This window comes from Streptomyces sp. NPDC028928 (genome assembly GCF_055564915.1).
The window spans coordinates 144344-162689 of the sequence record NZ_JBVHVI010000007.1 but is presented as its reverse complement, the minus strand read 5'-3'; the positions used below and the strand labels follow the sequence as shown (position 1 = coordinate 162689).

Here is an 18346-nt window from a genome sequence, read left to right as displayed (position 1 = left end):
ATCCCGCCGATGACGAATCCGGCCGAGAGACTGGTCGACCTGCTCGACCTGGAGCAGATCGAGGTCAACATCTTCCGTGGCCGCAGCCCGCAGGAGTCCCTGCAGCGGGTTTTCGGCGGCCAGGTGGCGGGCCAGGCGCTGGTCGCCGCCGGCCGCACCACGGACGGCGAGCGCCCGGTGCACTCGCTGCACGCGTACTTCCTGCGCCCCGGCCGCCCGGGCGTGCCGATCGTGTACCAGGTGGAACGGGTCCGCGACGGACGCTCCTTCACGACGCGCCGGGTCACCGCCGTCCAGCAGGGCCGCACGATCTTCAATCTGACCGCCTCCTTTCACAAGCCTGAGGAAGGACCGTTCGAGCACCAGCTGCCGCCGGCCCGTGAGGTGCCGGATCCCGAATCGCTGCCGACGGTCACCGAGGAGATCCGCAAGCACCTGGGGGCGCTTCCGGAGCAGTTGGAGCGGATGGCGCGCCGCCAGCCGTTCGACATCCGGTACGTCGACCGGCTGCGCTGGAACGCCGAGGACATCGACGGCGCCGAGCCGCGCAGCGCCGTGTGGATGCGGGCGGTCGGGCCGCTCGGTGACGATCCGCTGGTCCACACCTGCGCGCTGACCTACGCCAGTGACATGACCCTCCTGGACGCGGTGCGCATCCCGGTGGAGCCGCTGTGGGGACCGCGCAACTTCGACATGGCCTCGCTGGACCACGCCATGTGGTTCCACCGGCCGTTCCGCGCGGATGAGTGGTTCCTGTACGACCAGGAGTCGCCGATCGCCACCGGTGGGCGCGGGCTGGCCCGCGGGCGCATCTACGACCTGCGTGGACGGCTGCTCGTCTCGGTCGTCCAGGAGGGCCTGTTCAGGACCCTGTAGCGCCCGCGGCCGACGACCGCGTCCGGCAGTGGGGCTTCAGACACCCGCCGGCCGTGCCGGTCGTGGACTTCTCCGCCGCAGCCAGGCCCGCAGACCGCGGGACGACCGCGGCGGAGTCGGCTGTGCCGACTCTGCCGGCTCGTGCTGCCGGGGGACGGATTGCGCCGCCGGTCGGATCGCGAACTCCGCGGGCCGCAAGCGCGACTCCGAAGGCCGCACCGCCAACTCGGGACGCCGTCCCGGCAACTCCAGGAGCGGTGTCGCCGACTCCTGAGGCCGTGCCGGCAACTCCAGGCCCCGCGCCGCGACCTCGACACCCCGCATCGGCGACTTCAGGGGCCGCGTTTCCGCCTCCCGCGGCGGTGCTGTCGCCTCCGGGGTCCGCGCTGCCGGTTCCGGGGTCCGTGCTGCCGGTTCCGGGTTCATCTCGTCCGTGGGCCGGCTGACCGTGGGTTCTTCCACCAGCCCGGTGACCGTCCGTGCCATCGGCGGGATGGGCCGTGCGACGGTTCGGATCGCGGGCGGTACGCGGTGGGCGGCCGGGCGCGGGGCGGGCGAGAGGCCGCGGGCCTCCTCGACCGAGCGCGCCAGGTCGCTGCGCAGCCAGCCGATCTCGTCCGCGTCCTGCGCCGTCATGATCTGCTCGGCCAGGTGCGCGGCGGGGGAACCGGGAACTCCGTGTCCTGGCGGCGCGGGCCGCAACCGGTTCAGGTGGGCGCGCTCGTACGGGTCCTTGACGATGTCGGCGACCTCGACGGGTGCGAGGAGCGCGGCCACGGCTCCGGCGCGGGCCCACGGGTCGTCGGCCTCCCGCAGCAGGAATCCGAGGTGGCGGCCGCGCCAGTTACGGGCCCGCAGATCCACTCCCGCCGCCAGTTGGCTCCGCAGGGTCTCGGGCGTACGTCCCTTGAGCAGGTTCCTGTTCTCCGTGGCCGTCGCGAACTCGCGTAGTTCCTCCGCCAGATAGAGCCAGACCACCGCACGGTAGCGGTTGAGGTAGAACATGACGGGCACGAGCAGACCCAGGCGGGCGAGCCGGCTGAACCGGCCGGCCGGGATGCCCATGAGGGCGGCACCCTCCGCCGTACCGACGACCTGCACCCGCTTGCGCAGGGATTCGGGGAAGTCGTCCTGTGCGCGGAGGCGGTCGATCTCCGCGCGCTCCACGCGCCGGCCTCCCCCGCCCTCGTCGGGCATGGTCCGGATGCGGCCGAGGTGCACGGCGAGGTCGAACTCGCTGCGCTTGAGCCCCAGTTCGCGGGCGGCCCGGCTCGGTGTGCAGGTGCGGGGACGGGATGGGCCGAAGGTGCTTGCCGACATGGTCGTACTCCCCCGTGGAGTCCGTGGCTCACGCCCTGTGCGTTCGCCGTGCACTCACGGTAGCCCGTCCGTCGCAACTCGTGGCGAGCCTGTGGATAACTCGACGAGAGCAAGGAAAGACGCAGGTCAGACGTCGTCTGCCAGGCGGGTCCGCTCGGGTTGCCTGGCGTCGACACCGAGGTGTTCGCCGACCCGGTTGACGAGCAGGGTCATCTCGTAGGCGATCTGGCCGATGTCGGCCTGAGCCCCGCTGAGCACGCACAGACAGCTGCCGGTGCCGGCCGCGGTCACGAACAGCACGGCGTCGTCGTACTCGATCATCGTCTGGCGCACCCGGCCGGCGCCGAAGTGGCGGCCCGAGCCCTTGGCCAGGCTGTGCAGCCCGGATGCCACGGCGGCCAGATGCTCGGCGTCCTCCCGGCGTAGGCCCGTGCTCGCGGCGGTGACCAGCCCGTCGTTCGACAGGACCAGCGCGTGGCGTACGTGGTCCACCCGCTCGGTCAGATCGTCCAGGAGCCAGCCGAGACCCTGGTTCTGCGCCATCTCCGTCTCCCCGTGTGATGTCTCCCCCTGGCTGGAGGAACTTCCCCGCCAGCCTTCCCCACGACCGGCGTGCGGGCAAGCAGGATGGGCGCATGGCAGAGAAGATGACCGATGAGGAATGGCGGGCGTTCGTCTCGGACGGCACCCGCACCGGCAAGCTGTCCACCGTCCGCGCCGACGGGAGCCCGCACGTGGCGCCGATCTGGTTCCTGCTGGACGGGGACGAGTTGGTGTTCAACACCGGCAAGGAGACGGTGAAGGGGCGGAATCTGGCCCGCGACGGCCGGGTCGCCCTGTGTGTCGACGACGACCGTCCACCGTTCCACTTCGTGGTGCTGAACGGCCGCGCCCGGCTGTCGGAGGACCTCGGCGAGCTGCGTCTGTGGGCCACCCGGATCGCCGCCCGGTACATGGGCGAGGACCGCGCCGAGGAGTACGGCGCCCGCAACGGTGTACCGGGTGAACTCCTGGTCCGCGTCAGGATCGACAACGTGGTGGCGGTGCGGGACCTGGCGGCCTGAGCCTCGGGCTCAGCCGACCGAGTCCAGGAGCCGGGCGGTGTGCATCCGCCCGGCGTACTCGACCAGCCGGATCAGCACTTCCTTGCCGGAGTCGCGGTCGCGCGCGTCGCACAGCACCACGGGTGTGCCGTGGTCGAGGTCGAGTGCCCGGGAGACGTCGTGGGCGCCGTACCCGCGGGCTCCCGCGAAGCAGTTGACGGCCACCACGAACGGGATGCGCCGGTGCTCGAAGTAGTCGACGGCGGGGAAGCAGTCCTCCAGCCGTCGGGTGTCCGCGAGGACGACGGCGCCGAGGGCTCCCTGGGCGAGTTCGTCCCACAGGAACCAGAATCGGTCCTGTCCGGGTGTGCCGAAGAGGTACAGCGACAGGCCGGAGCGGATCGTGATGCGGCCGAAGTCCATGGCCACGGTCGTGGTGACCTTCTGGTCCACGCCATCGGTGTCGTCCACCAGCTGGCCCGCTTCGCTGAGGAGTTCCTCGGTGCGCAGCGGCCGGATCTCGCTGACGGCGCCCACCAGGGTCGTCTTGCCGACGCCGAAGCCACCGGCGACCAGTATCTTCAGCGCCAGGGCGGAGGTGTCGCCGGCGGCGTCGGAGTGCTCGGAGACCATGATCACTTCTTTCGGGAGGGCAGGGTGCGGCCGGCGTCCGCCTGTGGCGGTTTCTGAACGTTCATCTACAGCGCCCGCAGACCCTCGATGACCTCGCGCAGAATCCGTTCATCGGGCAGGTGCGCCGGGGGTACGGGGCGGCTGATGGTCACGCAGCCGAGTTCCAGGAGGTCTCCGAGGAGCACCCTGACCACGCCGACCGGAAGGTCCGCGTCCGCGGCGAGTTCGGCGACGGACTGGGTCTCCGGGCGGCACAGGTCGATCAGGGCCCGGTGCTCGGGTCCGAGCGCGCTGTCGTCGTCCAGCGCCGGTGCGGCGAGGTCCAGGGTGACGAGCGCGATCAGATCGAAGCGCACGCCAGTGGGTCCCGGCTGGGTGCGGCCACCGGTCATGGCGTACGGGCGGACAAGGGGCCCGGCCTCGCCGTCGTACCACTGGCTGCCCGGCTCGCGGGGGCCGCCGGGCGGGTTCTCGGTCATCGGTGCGGCCTTCCGTCTCATCCGGCGGCGGGCGGCTGCGCCGCGACGCGCGGCGGCGTGTAGAGGTGCTCACCGACGCGTTTGACCAGGCGGGCCATCTCATAGGCGACCAGCCCGATGTCGGCCGTGACCGCGGTGAGCAGGGCGAGGCACGAGCCGTCACCGGCGGCGGCCACGAAGAGGAACGCGTCGTCCATCTCGACCATGGTCTGGCGGACCCCGCCCGCTCCGAAGTGCCGTCCGGCGCCCTTGGCGAGGCTGTTGAAGCCGGATGCCACGGCCGCGAGATGCTCGGCGTCCTCCCGCGCGAGGTCGGTCGAGGCGCCGACCGCCAGGCCGTCGTTGGACAGCACGACGGCGTGCCGTACCTCGCGCACGCGCGTCACCAGATCGTCGAGCAGCCAGTCCAGTTCGCCGGATCGCTGGCCGGCCCTCCGGTTCGGGTCCTGGATCATGCCGGGTCTCCTTCGGTGCTGTGCCTGCCCGTTCCGGGTTCCGGGGCGGGCCCGCGGCCGGGCTGCCTGCCACCGCCACGCGCCCAGCCGTCGCGGTACGCCGCCATGCGGTCCCGTACGAGTTCGGGGGTGCGCCGGTCGTCGCCGCGCCGGGCGGGCTGCGGAGCCGGCTCTTCGGGGCGCTGGTGGCGCAGTTGGGGGGCGAGGCTCGCCTGGCGCACCCGGCGCGGGAGGTCGTCGGGGGAGTCGGAGTCGTCCGACGGTCGGTGCAGCCGCAAGGCGGTGACGCCGGGCGGCGGGGGTTCGTGGGCGGTGCCGTGGCGGCCGTCCGCCGGGCCCTTCTCGTCCGGGACGGGAGCCGGCCGGGTGCCCTGGGGGCCTGCCGCCGTGCCGGTGGCGCGCGGGCCGCGGATCTGGGCGGTGCCGTGTGCGCCGGGTGCGGTCGCCGCCAGGGCGGGCCGGTCCGGCCGTGCGACGACGGCGGCTTCCTGGGGCGAGGCCGTGCCGGGCACGCGTGCGTAGGCGCGTTCCTGGTCGGGCCGGGCTTGCGCGTCCTCGCGGGAGAAACGTTCTGCCGAGCCGCTGTGCAGCAGGGCGGTCGGCACCAGGACCACGGCGGTGGTGCCGCCGTACGGGGAGATCCGCAGGTGCACCTTGATGTCGTGCCGGGAGGCGAGCCTGCTGACCACGAAGAGCCCGAGTCGGTCGCTGTCGAAGAGGTCGAGCGCCTCGGACTGTTCGATGCGCCGGTTGGCCTCGGCGAGGGTCTCGGCGCCCATGCCGAGTCCGCGGTCCTCGATCTCCAGGGCGTAGCCGTTGCCGACCGGTTCGCCGGTGACCCGCACGCGCGTGTGGGGCGGTGAGAACTGGGCGGCGTTCTCCACGAGTTCGGCGAGCAGGTGGGTGAGGTCGGCGACCGCCGCGCCGATGACGTGGGCCTCGGGGAGCTGACGCACCTCCACGCGCGCGTAGTCCTCGACTTCCGAGACGGCCGCGCGTACGACGTTCGTCAGGGACACCGGCATGCGCCAGGCCCGGCCGGGTGCGGCGCCGGAGAGGATGATCAGGCTCTCGGCGTGGCGTCGCATCCGGGTGGTGAGGTGGTCCAGACGGAACAGGTCGCTCAGCTCGTCCGGGTCGTCGGAGCGCCGCTCCATGCTGTCGAGCAGGCTGAGCTGGCGATGGACCAGGACCTGGCTGCGGCGGGCCAGGTTCACGAAGACCCCGGAGATGCCGCTGGCCAGTTCGGCGCGCTCCACGGCCGCGCGAAGCGCGGCGCGGTGCACGGTGGTCAGGGCTTCTCCGACCTGACCGGTCTCGTCCTCGGCGGGTGGTCCGGCGGGCGCCTCGGCCTGGATGTCGATCTCCTCGCCCGCGCGCAGTTTCCGCATCGCTTCGGGGAGTTTGCGGCGGGCGATCTCCAGCGCGTCGTTGCGCAGGCTCACGAGTTCGACCACCAGGGCCCGCCCGATGCGGACGGAGATGACGAGGGAGGCGGCGACGGCGGCGAGCCCGAGGAGTACGGCGGCGCCTGCGGGGCTGAGCAGACCGCGGGCGACCGGGTCGGCACGGCCGGCGACGGCACGGCCGGTGGCCGTCGCGATGGTCCGCATGCCGTCCTGCACGCGCGCGTGCGCGGCGCTCCAGGCGGCCTGCGGTGCCGTGTCGGCCGGTCGGGCACCCGGTCCGGCGGCCAGCAGCTTGTTCTCGGCGGCGCCCAGGTCGGTGTAGGACCCGCTGCGCGCCAGGTCCTGCCAGGCGGCGCGCTGGGCGGCGGGCAGGTCGGCGACGGCGGTGTCGGTGAGGGTACGGCGCGTGGCCACGGCGGCGCCGAAGAGCCGTAGCCGCTCCCCCCGCAGGGCACCGGCGGTCCGTGCGCTGCCCAGCAGCGCGTCCTCCTGGGCCAGGGCCTCGGCGGCACGGGAGAATTCGAGCAGCACGCGAGCGTCGGAGGCGACGTCGGCCTGCTGGACACCGGTGAGGGCGCCGTCCACGGCGAAGGCCGCGGCGATGGTCTTCGTGTACCGCGCGTACGTGTCGTCCCAGCCCGTCTTGTGGTCCCGTACGGCAGCTCGCAGTGTGCGGAGGTGCTCGGCACCGGTGACGAAGGCGTCGAGACGCCCGGAGACGCCGGCGGGCAGTTCCTGGCTGTCGGCGACCGTGCTGTGCCGGCCGAGCCGGAGTGCGGCCACGGCCCGGTCGGTGCGGGCCGCGAGGTCTTCGAGGTCGCCACCGTTCCCGGCGCGCGGGTCGGTGGCGTAGCGCACGGCCGCGGTGCGCTCGGCCTGCAGTGCGGTGACGGCGGCGGCCACCGGGGTGCGCAGTTCGGCGTCGACCCGCTGCGACTGACGCAGCCGGGCGACGTCCTGGGCGGTGCTGACGGTGGCGTACGCCCAGAGGGCGAGGAGGGAGACCACGGGCACCATGAGGAGGCTGACCACCTTGGCGCGCACGGTCCGCGGTCGCAGGTGCCGGCGGCCTCCGCGCGCGCGTGCCGGGCCGGGCGGTGTGCCGAGCGGGCCGTGGGTGCCCTCGTCGGCGGGTGGTCCGGCGTGTGCGCGGCGGCCGCGGGGGCGGTGCTCCGGGGCGGCGGCTTGCTCGGGGGTACGGGGTGGGCGCATGGCCTCCTCGCTCGGGACGGGGTCGGTGCGTTGGGGGCCGGAGTCCCGCTAGCGGGCGACACTCTCGACGGGCCGCTGGGCGGAGGCGGATGCCTCGCGTTCGTCGGCGGTGGGCGAGAGGGCCACGAAGGCCGACGTGATGAACAGGTAGGACCCGAGGCCGACGGCGAGGGGGAAGATGAACTGCATCGCCGTGGCCCCGGGCAGGGTGTCGCCGGAGGGGTCCACACGCACGCTCACCGCGAACATCCCGGTGTAGTGCATGCTGCTGACGGCCGCTCCCATGACGAGGGAGGCGACGGTGACCGCGAGGGGTGACTTGATGTTGAGCCCGGCCCACAGGGCCGCGGTCGCCGCGACCACGGCGATCAGTACCGACAGTCCGACGAGGACGGGGTCGTACCTGACGTCGCCGTGCAGCCGGACCGCCGCCATGCCCAGGTAGTGCATGCTGGCGACGCCCAGTCCGGTGGTGAGTCCGCCGAGAAGGAGCGCGCGGCCTCGGTCGCGGCTGTAGCCGACGGCGAAGACGCCGGCGCAGACGACGACCATGGCGACGAGGAGGCTGAGGATGGTCAACGGCACGTCGTAGCGGATGTCGCTGCCGCTCACACGGAAGCCGAGCATGGCCACGAAGTGCATGGTCCAGATGCCCGTCCCGATCGCCGAGGCGGCGGTGACGAGCCAGTTGCGGCGCGAGCGGCCGGTGGTGGCGAGCGCGCGGACGGTGCAGCGCAGTCCGAGTGCGGCGCCTATGCAGGCCATCACGTACGACAGCACGGGGGTCAGCCAGTCGAAGGCGGCGTGGTCCAGGTGTCCCATGGCCCCGGGACGCTAGCGGTGGCATGGGCGCACAAAGGGGGCGCATTTCGAAAACTGCCGGAATATGGCGCACAGATGCGACGGAACGATCGCGTCCCGCTCGAACATGCGCACAGAGGCATCCCTCGTGACGGTGAGGAATCATGCGGAACATGAGCGACGACCACACACACGTCCAGGAGTTCTTCACCGCCCGCGCCGCCGACTGGGACACCCGGTTCCCGGACGACGGCCCGGCCTACGCGGCCGCCGTGGCCGACCTACGACTGCGGAAGGGGGACCGCGTGCTGGACGCCGGGTGCGGCACGGGGCGCGCCCTGCCGCCGCTGCGAGCCGCCGTGGGGCCTTCGGGGGTGGTGCTGGGCGCCGATCTCACCCCGGCGATGCTCCAGGCCGCCGTACGGGCGGGCAGGGACCGCCACGGGCGGCTGGTGCTCGCCGACGTCTCCGCCCTGCCGCTGCGCTCGGGGAGCCTGGACGCCGTGTTCGCGGCCGGCCTGATCGCCCACCTGCCGCGTCCGGTGGACAACCTGCGGGAACTGGCCCGCGGGGTACGGCCGGGCGGCACGCTCGCGCTCTTCCACCCCATCGGCCGCGCCGCGCTGGCAGCGCGTCAGGGCCGCCGTGTCACCCCCGACGACCTGCGGGCCGAGGCCAACCTGGGTCCGCTGCTGGCCCGCTCGGGCTGGCGCATGACGTCGTACGTCGACGAGGACGCCCGCTTCCTCGCGCTCGCGGTGCGCGAGGGCTGACGGCGGGGCCGGGTCAGTCCGTTCCTGCGACGGCCGCCGCGAAGGCGTCGGGGTTGTCGAACATGACGTTGTGCCCGGCGCCGGGCACCGTCACCACGCGCACCCCGGCGGCCTCCAGGCGCTCCCGGCCCACGAGTTCGCCGCTGCGCTCGCCCTGGAGGAAAACGCGGTCGACGGGCAGCCCCTCCAGGAGCGTACGCATCACAGGGTCCGAGCCCTTGCGCAGGCCGACGGCACTGCGGTGCAGGGCGCGCGGGTCGGCCAGCCGCATGGTCGCCGCCCACAGCGGGCCGACCGCCTCCAGCACGCGCGCGTGCCCCTTCTCGACGAACTCGTCCTCTCCATAGGCGGCGATTCCGCTGCTGGCGGCGGTCGAGGGCGGAAAGGCGTCCAGGTTGGCCTCCGTCAGCACCAGCCGGGAGACGAGGCCGGGCCGCCGGTGGGCGAGGACGACGGCCACGGCGCCGCCCATGCTGTGCGCGATCAGTTCGGCACCGGTGACTCCGGCCGCGTCCAGCGCGGCCGCGACCGCGTCGGCGTGGTCCTCCAGCGTGTACCCGAAGTCGCGGGGCCGGTCGCTGGTGCCGTGCCCGGGCAGGTCCACGAACAGGCTGCGCCGTCCGCCGAGTTCGGGCCGGGCCGCGATGTGTGCGTGGTACACGGCGGACATCGATCCCAGTCCGTGCAGGTACACCCTGGCGGGCTCCGCCCCGGGCACCTCGGTCCACCGGATGTGACTTCCCCTGCTGTCGAACGCGGCCTGCTGCACCGTGCCCCTCCCTGTGTTCGGCGACGCCGCACGATACATCGAGCTCGATGTATACCGTCAAGGTGGTATTGGCGTGGCGAGGTATCCCTGCGGAAGAATGCGGCCATGCTCGAACTCGCCATCCTCGGTTTCCTGTACGACGCCCCGCTGCACGGTTACGTCCTGCGTCGCCACATCGCGGCGCTCACCGGGCATGTGCGCCCCGTGGCCGAGAGCACGCTGTACCCGGCGATCAAGCGCCTGGAGAAGGCCGGTCTGCTGGTGCGGGCGACCGAGCCCGGGGCCGTGGCCGCGCCACGCCATGTGCTGCGACTGACCGAGGAGGGCGGGCGCGAGTTGCAGCGCCGGCTCGCCGAGCCCGCCCAGCGCGAGATCACCGACGAGAACCACTGGTTCACGCTGCTCGCGTTCCTGCGGCACCTGGAGGACCCCGCCGCGCAGGCGGCCGTGCTGCGGCGCCGGCTGGCCTTCCTGGAGGAGCCGGCGAGCTTCTTCTACGACGGCGACCGGCCGCTGTCCGCCGAGGAACTGGACGACCCGTTCCGGCGGGGTGTCCTCACCATCGCGCGTGCCACGAGCCGGGCCGAACTGGCCTGGCTGCGCGACACCCTGGCGTCACTCGACGGGGTCGGCCGCTGAGCCGTCCCAGTGCCGCACCGGGCAGCCGCGCAGCCCGGGGACCGGGCGGGTGCCCAGGTCGGCCACGCGGTATCCGTTCGGGTAGCCCTTGATCTCCCAGTTCTGGCGCGCGAAGTGCGGGTCGCGGCGCGGCGGCAGCAGCCGGACGAGCCGGCCGCGGGTCCGTACGGCGCGGCGCACCAGCGCGGAGGTGGCGGCGCCGGGACGCGGATAGCGGAACGCGCGCAGCAGCGGTTCGTCGAGCAGGGCGAGCGTCGCCGTGCGCAGCACCGGTGCCAGCGGACGCGGATACCAGGACGCCATCAGGTCGAGGGTGGCGTCGGAGACCCGCCGGGCCTCCTCGTCCCAGCCGAAGTGGGCTTTCTCATAACTGTCGAGAAGGGCTTCGAACTCCTCGTAGGTAGCGGGAATGTCCGGGATGCCCATGTGCCGGCCCAGGGTGCGGTAGTACTCGGTGGTGGCCACGATCTCGTGCCGGGACAGCCTCCGCCAGCCGTAGGCGTCGATCCAGCGCCGGGGCATCACCACGAACGTGCTCAGCACGTACCGCATGTCGTCGTCGCTGATGTCGTAGCTGCGGTGCATCTGGTTGATGCGGCGGATGGCGGTGCGCCCCTGCTCCGCGGCGAAGCCGTGTTCCACGATGGTGTCGAGGAGCAGCACGGTGTCGTCGTACCGCTTCTGCGTGCGCTCGGTCAACTCCGCCGTCCGCGCGAGCAGCCGGCCGATGCTGGGCACCGCGTAGGTGCGGTACAGGGCCAGTTCGAGGGCGCGGGTGTAGTCCCAGGGGAACTCGTACGCCACACTGATCCGGTAGATCTCCAACGCGTCCACCACCGGGTCCAGCCGGCGGATCCGGTCCAGCTGCTCGAACCGCTTCACCGCGTCTTCCCCCTTCTGATACCGGATCTCCAACTCTACGTTGTGGAACAGCAGATGGGCGATCGGTACTGACTTCGTTCGAGGAGAGGGTGATCCGTGTGTTCGACACGATCCGCAGGTACGCAGGCAGGCTCCGCACCTCCACGCCCGACCGGCCTGAGGGTGTCCGGGAGCGGCGCACGCACAACCTGTTCGAAGCCGCGGCCGTCTATGTGGCGGCCCGCGCGGAGGACGACCAGGACCGGATCGAGGAGGCCGCGGCCTGGGTGTCGCCTGAGGCGCTCTCCTTCGGGGTGAGCGAGCTGGCCTGCCGGGCGGTGATCGCGCTGGCCCGGGAGCGTGACGAGTCGCCCGACGCGGTCGCCCGTGACCTTCTCGGACTGCCTGCCGCCTGAGCGGAACATCCTTCTCCAGATGTGGCCGTTTCGCCCCCGTCCAGGTGGAAACCTGCAGCTCCGCGTGGTGTGCGGAGTCGTGACAAGCGGCTTGCGCTCGCACTAGGGTGCGCGCCGATGGACGACCACTGGGGAGGCAGGGATGGCCGGGACGGACGATGAGGCCGTCGCCGCCGCGGACGATGCGCTGTACGTGCTGACGGCGGTGCTGCTGACGCCGGCGCAGTTTCCGAGCGTGCTGGGTGACGACTACCCGGAGGCGTGTGCGGCGCTGGACCTCGCGCCGCGCGCCGACGGGTACGGCCTGGTGCTGGGCCAGGACGGGGACGGCGCTCGCTGGACGGTCGTCATCGACGACGTCTCGCTGGTCGCCGTGGCGATCGCTTCCTGGGACTGCGGCATGGAGTACGAGCTGTCGCCGGACGAGAGCGCGGTCGTGACCGCCCTGCCGGGGTGGCCCCTGGCCGTCGCCGTGGCGGCACCGGGTGTGCCCGCTCCGCACGACCCCCCTGCCGAGGCGGCGGACCGGCCGGCGCTGAGCCCGCCGGACACCGGATCCTGGGGGCCGGCCCAGCGCCGTCTGGGCGCCGACGAGATCGCGCTGCAGTGGGCGGCCTGGCGGGAGCAGATCGACGACGCCGACTTCCCCGCACCGGGTGAACCGGCGAAGGCCGCGCAGTCCGCGCCGGAGGGCGAGGAGCGCGCCTCGTCCGGCGGCCACGCCGGTGTCCGCCGGGTACTCGCGGAGGCGCGCGCCTACGTCGACTTCCCGCCGCCGCTCGGCCGGGTGCGCTCCTCGTTCGCCCCGGGCGAGGCCCGTACCCTGCGCGCCGACGGCCCCGGCTGGTCGATCGTGGCCCGCACCGACGACATCGCGTTCGTGCTGCTCGACGAGGAGCCCGGCGAGGTCCTGCCAGTCGGCCGGGGACCGGAGCTGCCGGGACTGCTGGAGGCGCTCGACAAGATGGCCGTACGGCCCCTGTGAGCCGGAGCGGCCGGACGAAGCCTCCCGTGCCGTTCCAGGAGCCGTACCGCGCGCGACGGCGCGGCCCCTGCGGATCGGCCCCTGCGGATCCGCCGGCTCGTGCGGGCGCCGCGGGCCGGTGCCCCGCCGTGGGTCGGCACCGCGGATCGCTGCCCGCCGACGGCCGGCGCCTCAGCGACCGATCTGCTTGCGTCCGACCCGGCGCAGCCGGCGCCGCTGTGAGGGGTCCAGCGCGAGGTACGCGACCACCGGGACTCCCACGACGAGTAGGAACGCCACCCAGCCGGTCAGCCATATCAGCAGGATCAGCCCGACCGCCACACCCCCTGCGGCGATCTTCGAGTTCATGGACATGAGCGTCGCCTCCTTCGCGGCCACTGCCGCTGTCTGATCTGAGAACGGCCTCCCGCTCGCCCCGGTTCCACGTCCTCACCCGGAGACATCCCTGAGGCCTCCCCCTAGTGGCTCCTCCGGCGCGAGCCCCGGCGGCGGTCAGGCGTGTCGGATCAGGCTCGCCGGATGAGCGCCTGATAGCCCTCGACGTCCCATCGCGCCTGATGCGGGGCTCCCCCGCGCGGCAGGGTGCGGGTGCCCGACGCGAGGGTCACGTGCTGTTCCGTGGACAGGCAGAAGACCACGAAGACCTTCTGGTGCGTGAGTTCGAGGCTCTCGTCGTAGTACCAGTCCGCGACGAGCCCGTGGTCGTCCGGCAGGAAGGGTCGCTGGAGGAACTCCTGGATCTCGGCGGGGAAGTTCCCCAGCACACCGACGGCGGCGGGGCCCAGGTTCAGTGGGCGCACGGCCGGGCGCGCCGGCTGCACACCACTGGCGGCCGGGGGCCGGCCCGAGGCGCCGGTGGCCGCCGACTGTCCCGCGCCGGTCGTGCCGAACGACCGGCGCCGCACCGATCCGGGCTCGAGTCTCAGGCGCTCACCCTGGAAGACCGGCCGGCCGTCGCGGACCACGCAGCCGACCTGGCACAGGCCGCGGGGACCGAACACGAACGCCCTGGGCCGGCCCTCGTGGTCCAGCCGCGCCCACCACTCCCAGACGCCGCCGGCCTTGCGCGTCAGCTTCTCCCGCACGCTCGGCTCAAGCATGTCCCAGCACTGCTGCCGGTTGGGGATCGAGGCGTCGACCTCGAAGCCGCCGGGACGATGGATCTGCGGGACGAGCCCTGCGGGATCCCCGGACTGCCGCTCGGCGTGGCGCAGCTCCAGGGCCGCGTGCTCGTCGCGCCGGGCCGGCATGCGGTCTCGTCCGCGAGACCCGGCCGGTCCCCCTGGCTCCGGGGTCCCCGGAAGCTGGGCGTCCGTCATGTTTCCCCCTTGCTCGGCCACAGCGCTCGACAGCGGTAGCGGACATTGTGCTGTACCCTCGGCGGCTCCGGTCGAGTAGTCAAATTTGAGGAGTGCGGCAGAGCTGTGCAGACCATCCCCACGGCACCACCCTCCGACCTGTCCGAACTGGCCCAATACAGCGTCGTTTTCCTGCCGTCCGACCCCGCGCGGGCGGGCCGGATCGGGTTCTGGCGACCGGACGGCGGTACTCCGGCCGCATGCTCGGAGGGCTCCCTGGCCGATCTGGAGCTCGCGCTGCCCTCGGCGGACGGCGGCGTCGAACGCGTCCCGCTGCCCGTCCTCCTGCTCCCGGTCCGCAGTGCCCTTCCGGTGCTCACGCGCGCGCGTGCGCTGCCGGGGGAACACCGGTCCGCGGCCTTCTGGCGGGCCGCGTACGAACTTGCCCTGGCCTTCCTGGCGCGCGGTCTGCTCCTGCCGGGCCTGTCCCCCGGCGACCACGACGCCTGGCGTGTGGGCCCGCTGTACGCCCACGATGCGGAGCTGATCCGGGAACTCGCCGCCGCCATGCCTCCGGAGGCACACGCCGTGCCACTGCCGGGGGACGGGCCGCTGCTGCTGCCCGACCCGGAGCGGCTGCTGCGTGCCTTCCTCGACGCGGTCGCCGACGTGCTCCCCCGCTCCCCCGCCGCCCCGCTGGTGACCGGCGGCCCCGCGTACGCGGTGCCCGAGCAGCAGCATCTGCCGGTGCTGCGGGCGTGGGCCGACGACATCGCCGCCGGCCATGACGCGGGGGTGCGGTTGTCGCTGCGTGTGGAGGCGACCGGTCTGGACGACGTCATACCCCAGGATGACGCCCCGGTCCGCTTCCGTGCGGTGCTCCAGGTGCACGGTCAGAGCGGTTCGGGGGACGTCATGGATGCCGCCGGCCTGTGGACCGGTGCGGAGGCCGGGAGCGTGGCGTTTGCTGCACGCGCGCGTGCGGACGCGTTGTTGGCGCTGCGCCGCGCCGCCCGGGCCTGGCCGCCGTTGGCGCCTCTGCTCTCCGCCGCCGTGCCCGACGCCATGGACCTGGCCGACGAGGACATAGCCGACCTGCTGGGCGAGGGCGCGCGGGCGCTGGCCGCCGCGGGAGTCGACGTGCACTGGCCGAAGCACCTGGCGCGTGGCCTCACCGCGCACGCGGCCATCGGCCCACCGGACGACGGCACCGCCTCGACCGGAGCGGCGTCCGCGCCGTCGTCGTACCTCTCCGCGGACGCGGGGGTCGCGTTCCGCTGGGGGTTCGACCTGGGCGGGCGGGAGTTGTCCCGGGACGAGCTGGACCGCCTCGCGGAGGCCAAGCGCCCCCTGGTGCGGCTGCGCGACGGGTGGGTCCTGGTCGATCCGCGGGAGGCGGAGCGGGCCCGGTCCGAGCGGAACCGTACCCTCGCTCCCGTCACGGCGCTGGCCGCGGCGCTGACGGGTTCGGCGGAGGTCGACGGCCGACAGGTCGACGTACGGCCCACCGGGTGGCTGGCGGGGCTGCGGGAACGGCTGACGTGCAGCGAGCCGGCGCACACCGTCGGTCAGCCACCGGGCCTGGTCGCGACCCTGCGGGACTACCAGCTGCGGGGCCTGGACTGGCTGGCCCGGACGACATCCCTCGGTCTGGGCTGCTGCCTTGCCGACGACATGGGCCTCGGCAAGACGATCACACTGATCGCGCTGCATCTGCACCGGCAGACGGACCCCTCGGCGGCGGGTCCCACGCTCGTCGTCTGCCCGGCCTCGCTGCTCGGCAACTGGCAGCGCGAGATCGAGCGGTTCGCTCCCGGCACAGCGGTGCGCCGGCTCCACGGAGCCGGGCGTGAACTCGGGTCTCCCACGAACGGGGAGGTCATCCTCACGACGTACGGGACGATGCGCATGGACGCCGCGCGGCTGGCCGGGGTGTCCTGGGGAATGATCGTGGCCGACGAGGCACAGCACGTGAAGAACCCTTACTCCGCGACCGCGCGGGCACTGCGCACGATCGGCGCACGCGCGCGCGTGGCGCTCACCGGCACTCCGGTGGAGAACAACCTCACGGAGCTGTGGGCGATCCTCGACTGGACGACACCGGGCCTGCTCGGCGGCCTCGGCGGCTTCCGCGAGCGGTACGCACAGCCCGTCGAGGGCGGCCGTGACGCCGCCGCCGCGCAACGGCTCGCCCGGCTCGTCGGACCGTTCCTGCTGCGTCGGCGCAAGTCCGATCCGGGTATCGCCCCCGAGCTTCCGCCGAAGACCGAAACCGATCACCCGGTGGCGCTCACGACCGAACAGGCGGGGCTGTACGAGGCGTTGGTGCGCGAGACCCTGGACCGGATCGCGATCGCCGACGACATGGCCCGCCGGGGCCTGATCGTGCGGCTGCTGACCGGCCTGAAGCAGATCTGCAACCACCCGGCGCAGTTCCTGAAGGAGGAGGATCCTCGGCTCGCGGGGCGCTCGGGAAAGCTGGAGCTGCTGGACGAACTGCTCGGCACCATTCTCGCGGAGGGTTCGGGCGTGCTGGTCTTCACCCAGTACGTGCGCATGGCCCGGCTGCTCGAACGGCATCTGGCGGCCCGTGGGGTGCCCTCGCTGCTCCTGCACGGCGGGACGTCGGTCGCCCGGCGTGAGGCCCTGGTACGGCGCTTCCAGGCAGGAGAGGCGCCGGTGTTCCTGCTGTCGCTCAAGGCCGCCGGAACGGGGCTGAACCTCACCCGGGCCGAGCACGTCGTGCACTACGACCGCTGGTGGAATCCGGCGGTGGAGGCACAGGCCACCGACCGCGCGTACCGGATCGGGCAGACCCGCCCGGTCCAGGTGCACCGGCTGATCACCGAGGGGACCCTGGAGGACCGCATCGCGGAGATGCTGGGCCGCAAGCGGGAGCTGGCCGACGCCGTGCTCGGCACCGGCGAGGCGGCTCTGACGGAACTGTCGGACGACGAACTGGCCGCACTGGTGGAACTGCGCGGGGAGGCACGATGAGCCACGACCACGACAAGAACGGCCACGTGGAGCGGACGTTCGCCGCGCTGCCACCCGCGCACGGGCGTGCCTTCGCGCAGAGCTGGTGGGGGCGCGCCTGGCTGCAGGCGCTGGAGGACGCGGCCCTGGAAGCGGCGGCGGTCAAGGCGGGACGCCGGCTCGCGCGCGCGGGCGGTGTGGGCGCGGTGACCGTGCGGCCGGGCCGGGTCACGGCCGTCGTACGCGACCCCGCGGGTGCGGCCCACCGGGCCGACGTCCTGCTGCCCGAGCTGTCCGACGAGGAGTGGGCGCGGTTCCAGGATCTCGCGGTGGAGCGGTCCGGACACATGGCCGCGCTGCTCGACCGGGAGCTTCCGCCCCATTTGATCGAGGACGCGGCGCTGGCGGGGATCGAACTGCTGCCGGGCCTCGGCGATCTGGAGCCGGAGTGCGACTGCGGCGCCTGGGACCACTGCGGACACACGGCGGCGCTGTGCCACCAGGTGGCGCGGCTGCTGGACGAGGATCCGTTTCTGCTGCTGTTGCTGCGGGGGCGGGACGAAGACGCCTTCCTGACGGAGCTGCACGTCCACAGCACCGCCGAGCCGTCCGGAACGGCACCCGCTGCCGCCGGGGTGGACGCGGCCGAGGCATGGGCGGCTGCCGACATCCTGCCGCCGCTGCCCGAGTTGCCCGGACCTCCGAAGGCACCCGGCACACCGCCGTCCCTCACCGCCGGGTCCGTCGCGGCGCCCGGAATCGACCCCGCGGCGCTGGAGCATCTGGCCGGCCGTACCGCCGTGGAGGCCTCCCGGCTGCTGGCAGCCGTCCTGGACGGTGAGGCTCAGGCGGAGGTCGGACTGACAGTCGCTCAGGACGCCGTACGGCTGGCCTGTGGGCCGGCGCCCACCGCCGTCACCGAGCGGCTCGCCACCGGGTCGGGGCGCGGCCCGGACGGGCTCGCGGCGGCCGTCCGCGCCTGGCGGCTCGGGGGCGCGGTGGCGCTGACCGTGCTGGACGAGGAACGGCAGGTGGAAGGCGTGCCACTCGCACGCGCGCGTGCGGCTGTGGAAGCGGCCTGGGAGGCGGACGAGCGACCGGTCTTCCACCGCAGCGGCAACCGGTGGACCGTTCCGGACGAGGGCGTTCAGCTGCGGCTCGGCCGGGAGGGCCACTGGTGGCCGTATCGCGAGGAGGGAGACCAGTGGGTGCCGGCGGGCGGGGCGGATCCCGATCCCGCGACGGCACTGGCCTCGGCGCGGCCCGGTGCAGCTGAGCCGCGAGGCGTGTGACCCGCTGTCGTCACAGGACCGGCATGATCCGATGAGCGGCGGACGCCGGCCGTTCACCCGGCGGTCGTACGGCGTTCCTCCCGGGGCCCAAGGGTGGCCGCAGCCCACG

Annotated in this window: 18 protein-coding genes and 1 pseudogene; 8 read left to right on the top strand and 11 right to left on the bottom strand. The window is 73.2% G+C overall.

The window, feature by feature from the left end; translation table 11 throughout:
• Positions 1-9: 9 nt before the first annotated feature.
• A complete protein-coding gene (locus ACZ4U1_RS18600) occupies positions 10-876 on the top strand; it encodes an acyl-CoA thioesterase (RefSeq protein ID WP_467904427.1) in 867 nt (288 codons plus the stop codon).
• Between the two features lie 486 nt (positions 877-1362).
• Here ACZ4U1_RS18600 and ACZ4U1_RS18595 read toward each other — a convergent pair.
• Both ACZ4U1_RS18595 and ACZ4U1_RS18590 read right to left on the bottom strand, forming a co-directional pair.
• Positions 1363-2196 (bottom strand): annotated as a pseudogene (locus ACZ4U1_RS18595) (DUF6397 family protein); the annotation flags it as partial.
• 126 nt (positions 2197-2322) lie between these two features.
• Positions 2323-2739 carry a roadblock/LC7 domain-containing protein gene (locus ACZ4U1_RS18590; RefSeq protein ID WP_467904426.1) on the bottom strand — a complete coding sequence of 139 codons (417 nt, stop codon included), beginning with the start codon at positions 2737-2739 and terminating at the stop codon, positions 2323-2325.
• A gap of 92 nt (positions 2740-2831) precedes the next feature.
• Here ACZ4U1_RS18590 and ACZ4U1_RS18585 point away from each other — a divergent pair, with 92 nt between their 5' ends.
• Positions 2832-3260: a PPOX class F420-dependent oxidoreductase gene (locus ACZ4U1_RS18585; RefSeq protein ID WP_467904425.1), complete on the top strand. Its 429-nt coding sequence runs from the start codon at positions 2832-2834 to the stop codon at positions 3258-3260.
• A gap of 9 nt (positions 3261-3269) precedes the next feature.
• Here ACZ4U1_RS18585 and ACZ4U1_RS18580 read toward each other — a convergent pair whose 3' ends face one another.
• The 5 genes from ACZ4U1_RS18580 to ACZ4U1_RS18560 all read right to left on the bottom strand — a co-directional run bounded on the left by ACZ4U1_RS18580 (position 3270) and on the right by ACZ4U1_RS18560 (position 8249).
• Positions 3270-3872: a GTP-binding protein gene (locus ACZ4U1_RS18580; protein WP_467904424.1), complete on the bottom strand. Its 603-nt coding sequence runs from the start codon at positions 3870-3872 to the stop codon at positions 3270-3272.
• Positions 3873-3937: 65 nt separating this feature from the next.
• Entirely contained in the window at positions 3938-4351 is a 414-nt protein-coding gene (locus tag ACZ4U1_RS18575; protein ID WP_467904423.1) for a DUF742 domain-containing protein, read from the bottom strand.
• A gap of 17 nt (positions 4352-4368) precedes the next feature.
• Positions 4369-4806 carry a roadblock/LC7 domain-containing protein gene (locus ACZ4U1_RS18570; RefSeq protein WP_467904422.1) on the bottom strand — a complete coding sequence of 146 codons (438 nt, stop codon included), beginning with the start codon at positions 4804-4806 and terminating at the stop codon, positions 4369-4371.
• On the bottom strand, positions 4803-7427 hold the full coding sequence (locus tag ACZ4U1_RS18565) for a sensor histidine kinase (RefSeq protein WP_467904421.1): 2625 nt from the start codon (positions 7425-7427) through the stop codon (positions 4803-4805). The genes ACZ4U1_RS18570 and ACZ4U1_RS18565 overlap by 4 nt, the downstream gene beginning before the upstream one ends.
• 48 nt (positions 7428-7475) lie before the next feature.
• Positions 7476-8249, bottom strand: coding sequence for an MHYT domain-containing protein (locus ACZ4U1_RS18560; RefSeq protein ID WP_467904420.1), 774 nt, complete (start codon positions 8247-8249; stop codon positions 7476-7478).
• Between the two features lie 152 nt (positions 8250-8401).
• Here ACZ4U1_RS18560 and ACZ4U1_RS18555 point away from each other — a divergent pair, with 152 nt between their 5' ends.
• Positions 8402-9001, top strand: a complete 600-nt coding sequence (locus ACZ4U1_RS18555) for a class I SAM-dependent methyltransferase (protein ID WP_467904418.1) — start codon at positions 8402-8404, stop codon at positions 8999-9001.
• A 13-nt stretch (positions 9002-9014) separates the two neighbouring features.
• Here the strand turns inward: ACZ4U1_RS18555 and ACZ4U1_RS18550 are convergent, their stop codons facing one another.
• Complete coding sequence (locus ACZ4U1_RS18550; RefSeq protein WP_467904417.1) at positions 9015-9770, bottom strand: alpha/beta fold hydrolase; 756 nt, start codon at positions 9768-9770, stop codon at positions 9015-9017.
• Positions 9771-9875: 105 nt separating this feature from the next.
• Here ACZ4U1_RS18550 and ACZ4U1_RS18545 point away from each other — a divergent pair, with 105 nt between their 5' ends.
• Positions 9876-10409 (top strand): PadR family transcriptional regulator, encoded by a 534-nt coding sequence (locus tag ACZ4U1_RS18545; RefSeq protein ID WP_467904416.1) that lies wholly within the window; start codon positions 9876-9878, stop codon positions 10407-10409.
• On the opposite strand, the gene ACZ4U1_RS18540 is transcribed toward ACZ4U1_RS18545, so the two are convergent.
• A complete protein-coding gene (locus ACZ4U1_RS18540) occupies positions 10386-11291 on the bottom strand; it encodes an oxygenase MpaB family protein (RefSeq protein WP_467904415.1) in 906 nt (301 codons plus the stop codon). The genes ACZ4U1_RS18545 and ACZ4U1_RS18540 overlap by 24 nt on opposite strands.
• A gap of 98 nt (positions 11292-11389) precedes the next feature.
• Here ACZ4U1_RS18540 and ACZ4U1_RS18535 point away from each other — a divergent pair, with 98 nt between their 5' ends.
• On the top strand, positions 11390-11686 hold the full coding sequence (locus tag ACZ4U1_RS18535) for a hypothetical protein (RefSeq protein WP_467904413.1): 297 nt from the start codon (positions 11390-11392) through the stop codon (positions 11684-11686).
• Between the two features lie 142 nt (positions 11687-11828).
• Positions 11829-12671, top strand: a complete 843-nt coding sequence (locus ACZ4U1_RS18530; RefSeq protein WP_467904412.1) for a hypothetical protein — start codon at positions 11829-11831, stop codon at positions 12669-12671.
• Between the two features lie 171 nt (positions 12672-12842).
• Here ACZ4U1_RS18530 and ACZ4U1_RS18525 read toward each other — a convergent pair whose 3' ends face one another.
• Together ACZ4U1_RS18525 and ACZ4U1_RS18520 are read right to left on the bottom strand one after the other, a co-directional pair.
• Positions 12843-13025 (bottom strand): hypothetical protein, encoded by a 183-nt coding sequence (locus ACZ4U1_RS18525; protein ID WP_467904411.1) that lies wholly within the window; start codon positions 13023-13025, stop codon positions 12843-12845.
• 152 nt (positions 13026-13177) lie between these two features.
• Positions 13178-13921, bottom strand: coding sequence for a hypothetical protein (locus tag ACZ4U1_RS18520; protein WP_467904410.1), 744 nt, complete (start codon positions 13919-13921; stop codon positions 13178-13180).
• A gap of 174 nt (positions 13922-14095) precedes the next feature.
• Here ACZ4U1_RS18520 and ACZ4U1_RS18515 point away from each other — a divergent pair, with 174 nt between their 5' ends.
• Both ACZ4U1_RS18515 and ACZ4U1_RS18510 read left to right on the top strand, forming a co-directional pair.
• Positions 14096-16966 (top strand): DEAD/DEAH box helicase, encoded by a 2871-nt coding sequence (locus ACZ4U1_RS18515; RefSeq protein ID WP_467904408.1) that lies wholly within the window; start codon positions 14096-14098, stop codon positions 16964-16966.
• Complete coding sequence (locus tag ACZ4U1_RS18510; RefSeq protein ID WP_467904407.1) at positions 16963-18237, top strand: SWIM zinc finger family protein; 1275 nt, start codon at positions 16963-16965, stop codon at positions 18235-18237. Before ACZ4U1_RS18515 ends, ACZ4U1_RS18510 begins: the two co-directional genes overlap by 4 nt.
• Positions 18238-18346: the final 109 nt, after the last annotated feature.

Bases quoted from the DNA above. Each gene is read 5' to 3' on its own strand.
- ACZ4U1_RS18510 (WP_467904407.1), top strand. From the start codon at position 16,963: ATGAGCCACGACCACGACAAGAACGGCCACGTGGAGCGGACGTTCGCC.
- ACZ4U1_RS18585 (WP_467904425.1), top strand. From the start codon at position 2,832: ATGGCAGAGAAGATGACCGATGAGGAATGGCGGGCGTTCGTCTCGGAC.
- ACZ4U1_RS18570 (WP_467904422.1), bottom strand. From the start codon at position 4,806: ATGATCCAGGACCCGAACCGGAGGGCCGGCCAGCGATCCGGCGAACTG.
- ACZ4U1_RS18565 (WP_467904421.1), bottom strand. From the start codon at position 7,427: ATGCGCCCACCCCGTACCCCCGAGCAAGCCGCCGCCCCGGAGCACCGC.
- ACZ4U1_RS18520 (WP_467904410.1), bottom strand. From the start codon at position 13,921: ATGCCGGCCCGGCGCGACGAGCACGCGGCCCTGGAGCTGCGCCACGCC.
- ACZ4U1_RS18530 (WP_467904412.1), top strand. From the start codon at position 11,829: ATGGCCGGGACGGACGATGAGGCCGTCGCCGCCGCGGACGATGCGCTG.
- ACZ4U1_RS18525 (WP_467904411.1), bottom strand. From the start codon at position 13,025: ATGTCCATGAACTCGAAGATCGCCGCAGGGGGTGTGGCGGTCGGGCTG.
- ACZ4U1_RS18590 (WP_467904426.1), bottom strand. From the start codon at position 2,739: ATGGCGCAGAACCAGGGTCTCGGCTGGCTCCTGGACGATCTGACCGAG.
- ACZ4U1_RS18580 (WP_467904424.1), bottom strand. From the start codon at position 3,872: ATGGTCTCCGAGCACTCCGACGCCGCCGGCGACACCTCCGCCCTGGCG.
- ACZ4U1_RS18575 (WP_467904423.1), bottom strand. From the start codon at position 4,351: ATGACCGAGAACCCGCCCGGCGGCCCCCGCGAGCCGGGCAGCCAGTGG.
- ACZ4U1_RS18600 (WP_467904427.1), top strand. From the start codon at position 10: ATGACGAATCCGGCCGAGAGACTGGTCGACCTGCTCGACCTGGAGCAG.
- ACZ4U1_RS18560 (WP_467904420.1), bottom strand. From the start codon at position 8,249: ATGGGACACCTGGACCACGCCGCCTTCGACTGGCTGACCCCCGTGCTG.
- ACZ4U1_RS18545 (WP_467904416.1), top strand. From the start codon at position 9,876: ATGCTCGAACTCGCCATCCTCGGTTTCCTGTACGACGCCCCGCTGCAC.
- ACZ4U1_RS18555 (WP_467904418.1), top strand. From the start codon at position 8,402: ATGAGCGACGACCACACACACGTCCAGGAGTTCTTCACCGCCCGCGCC.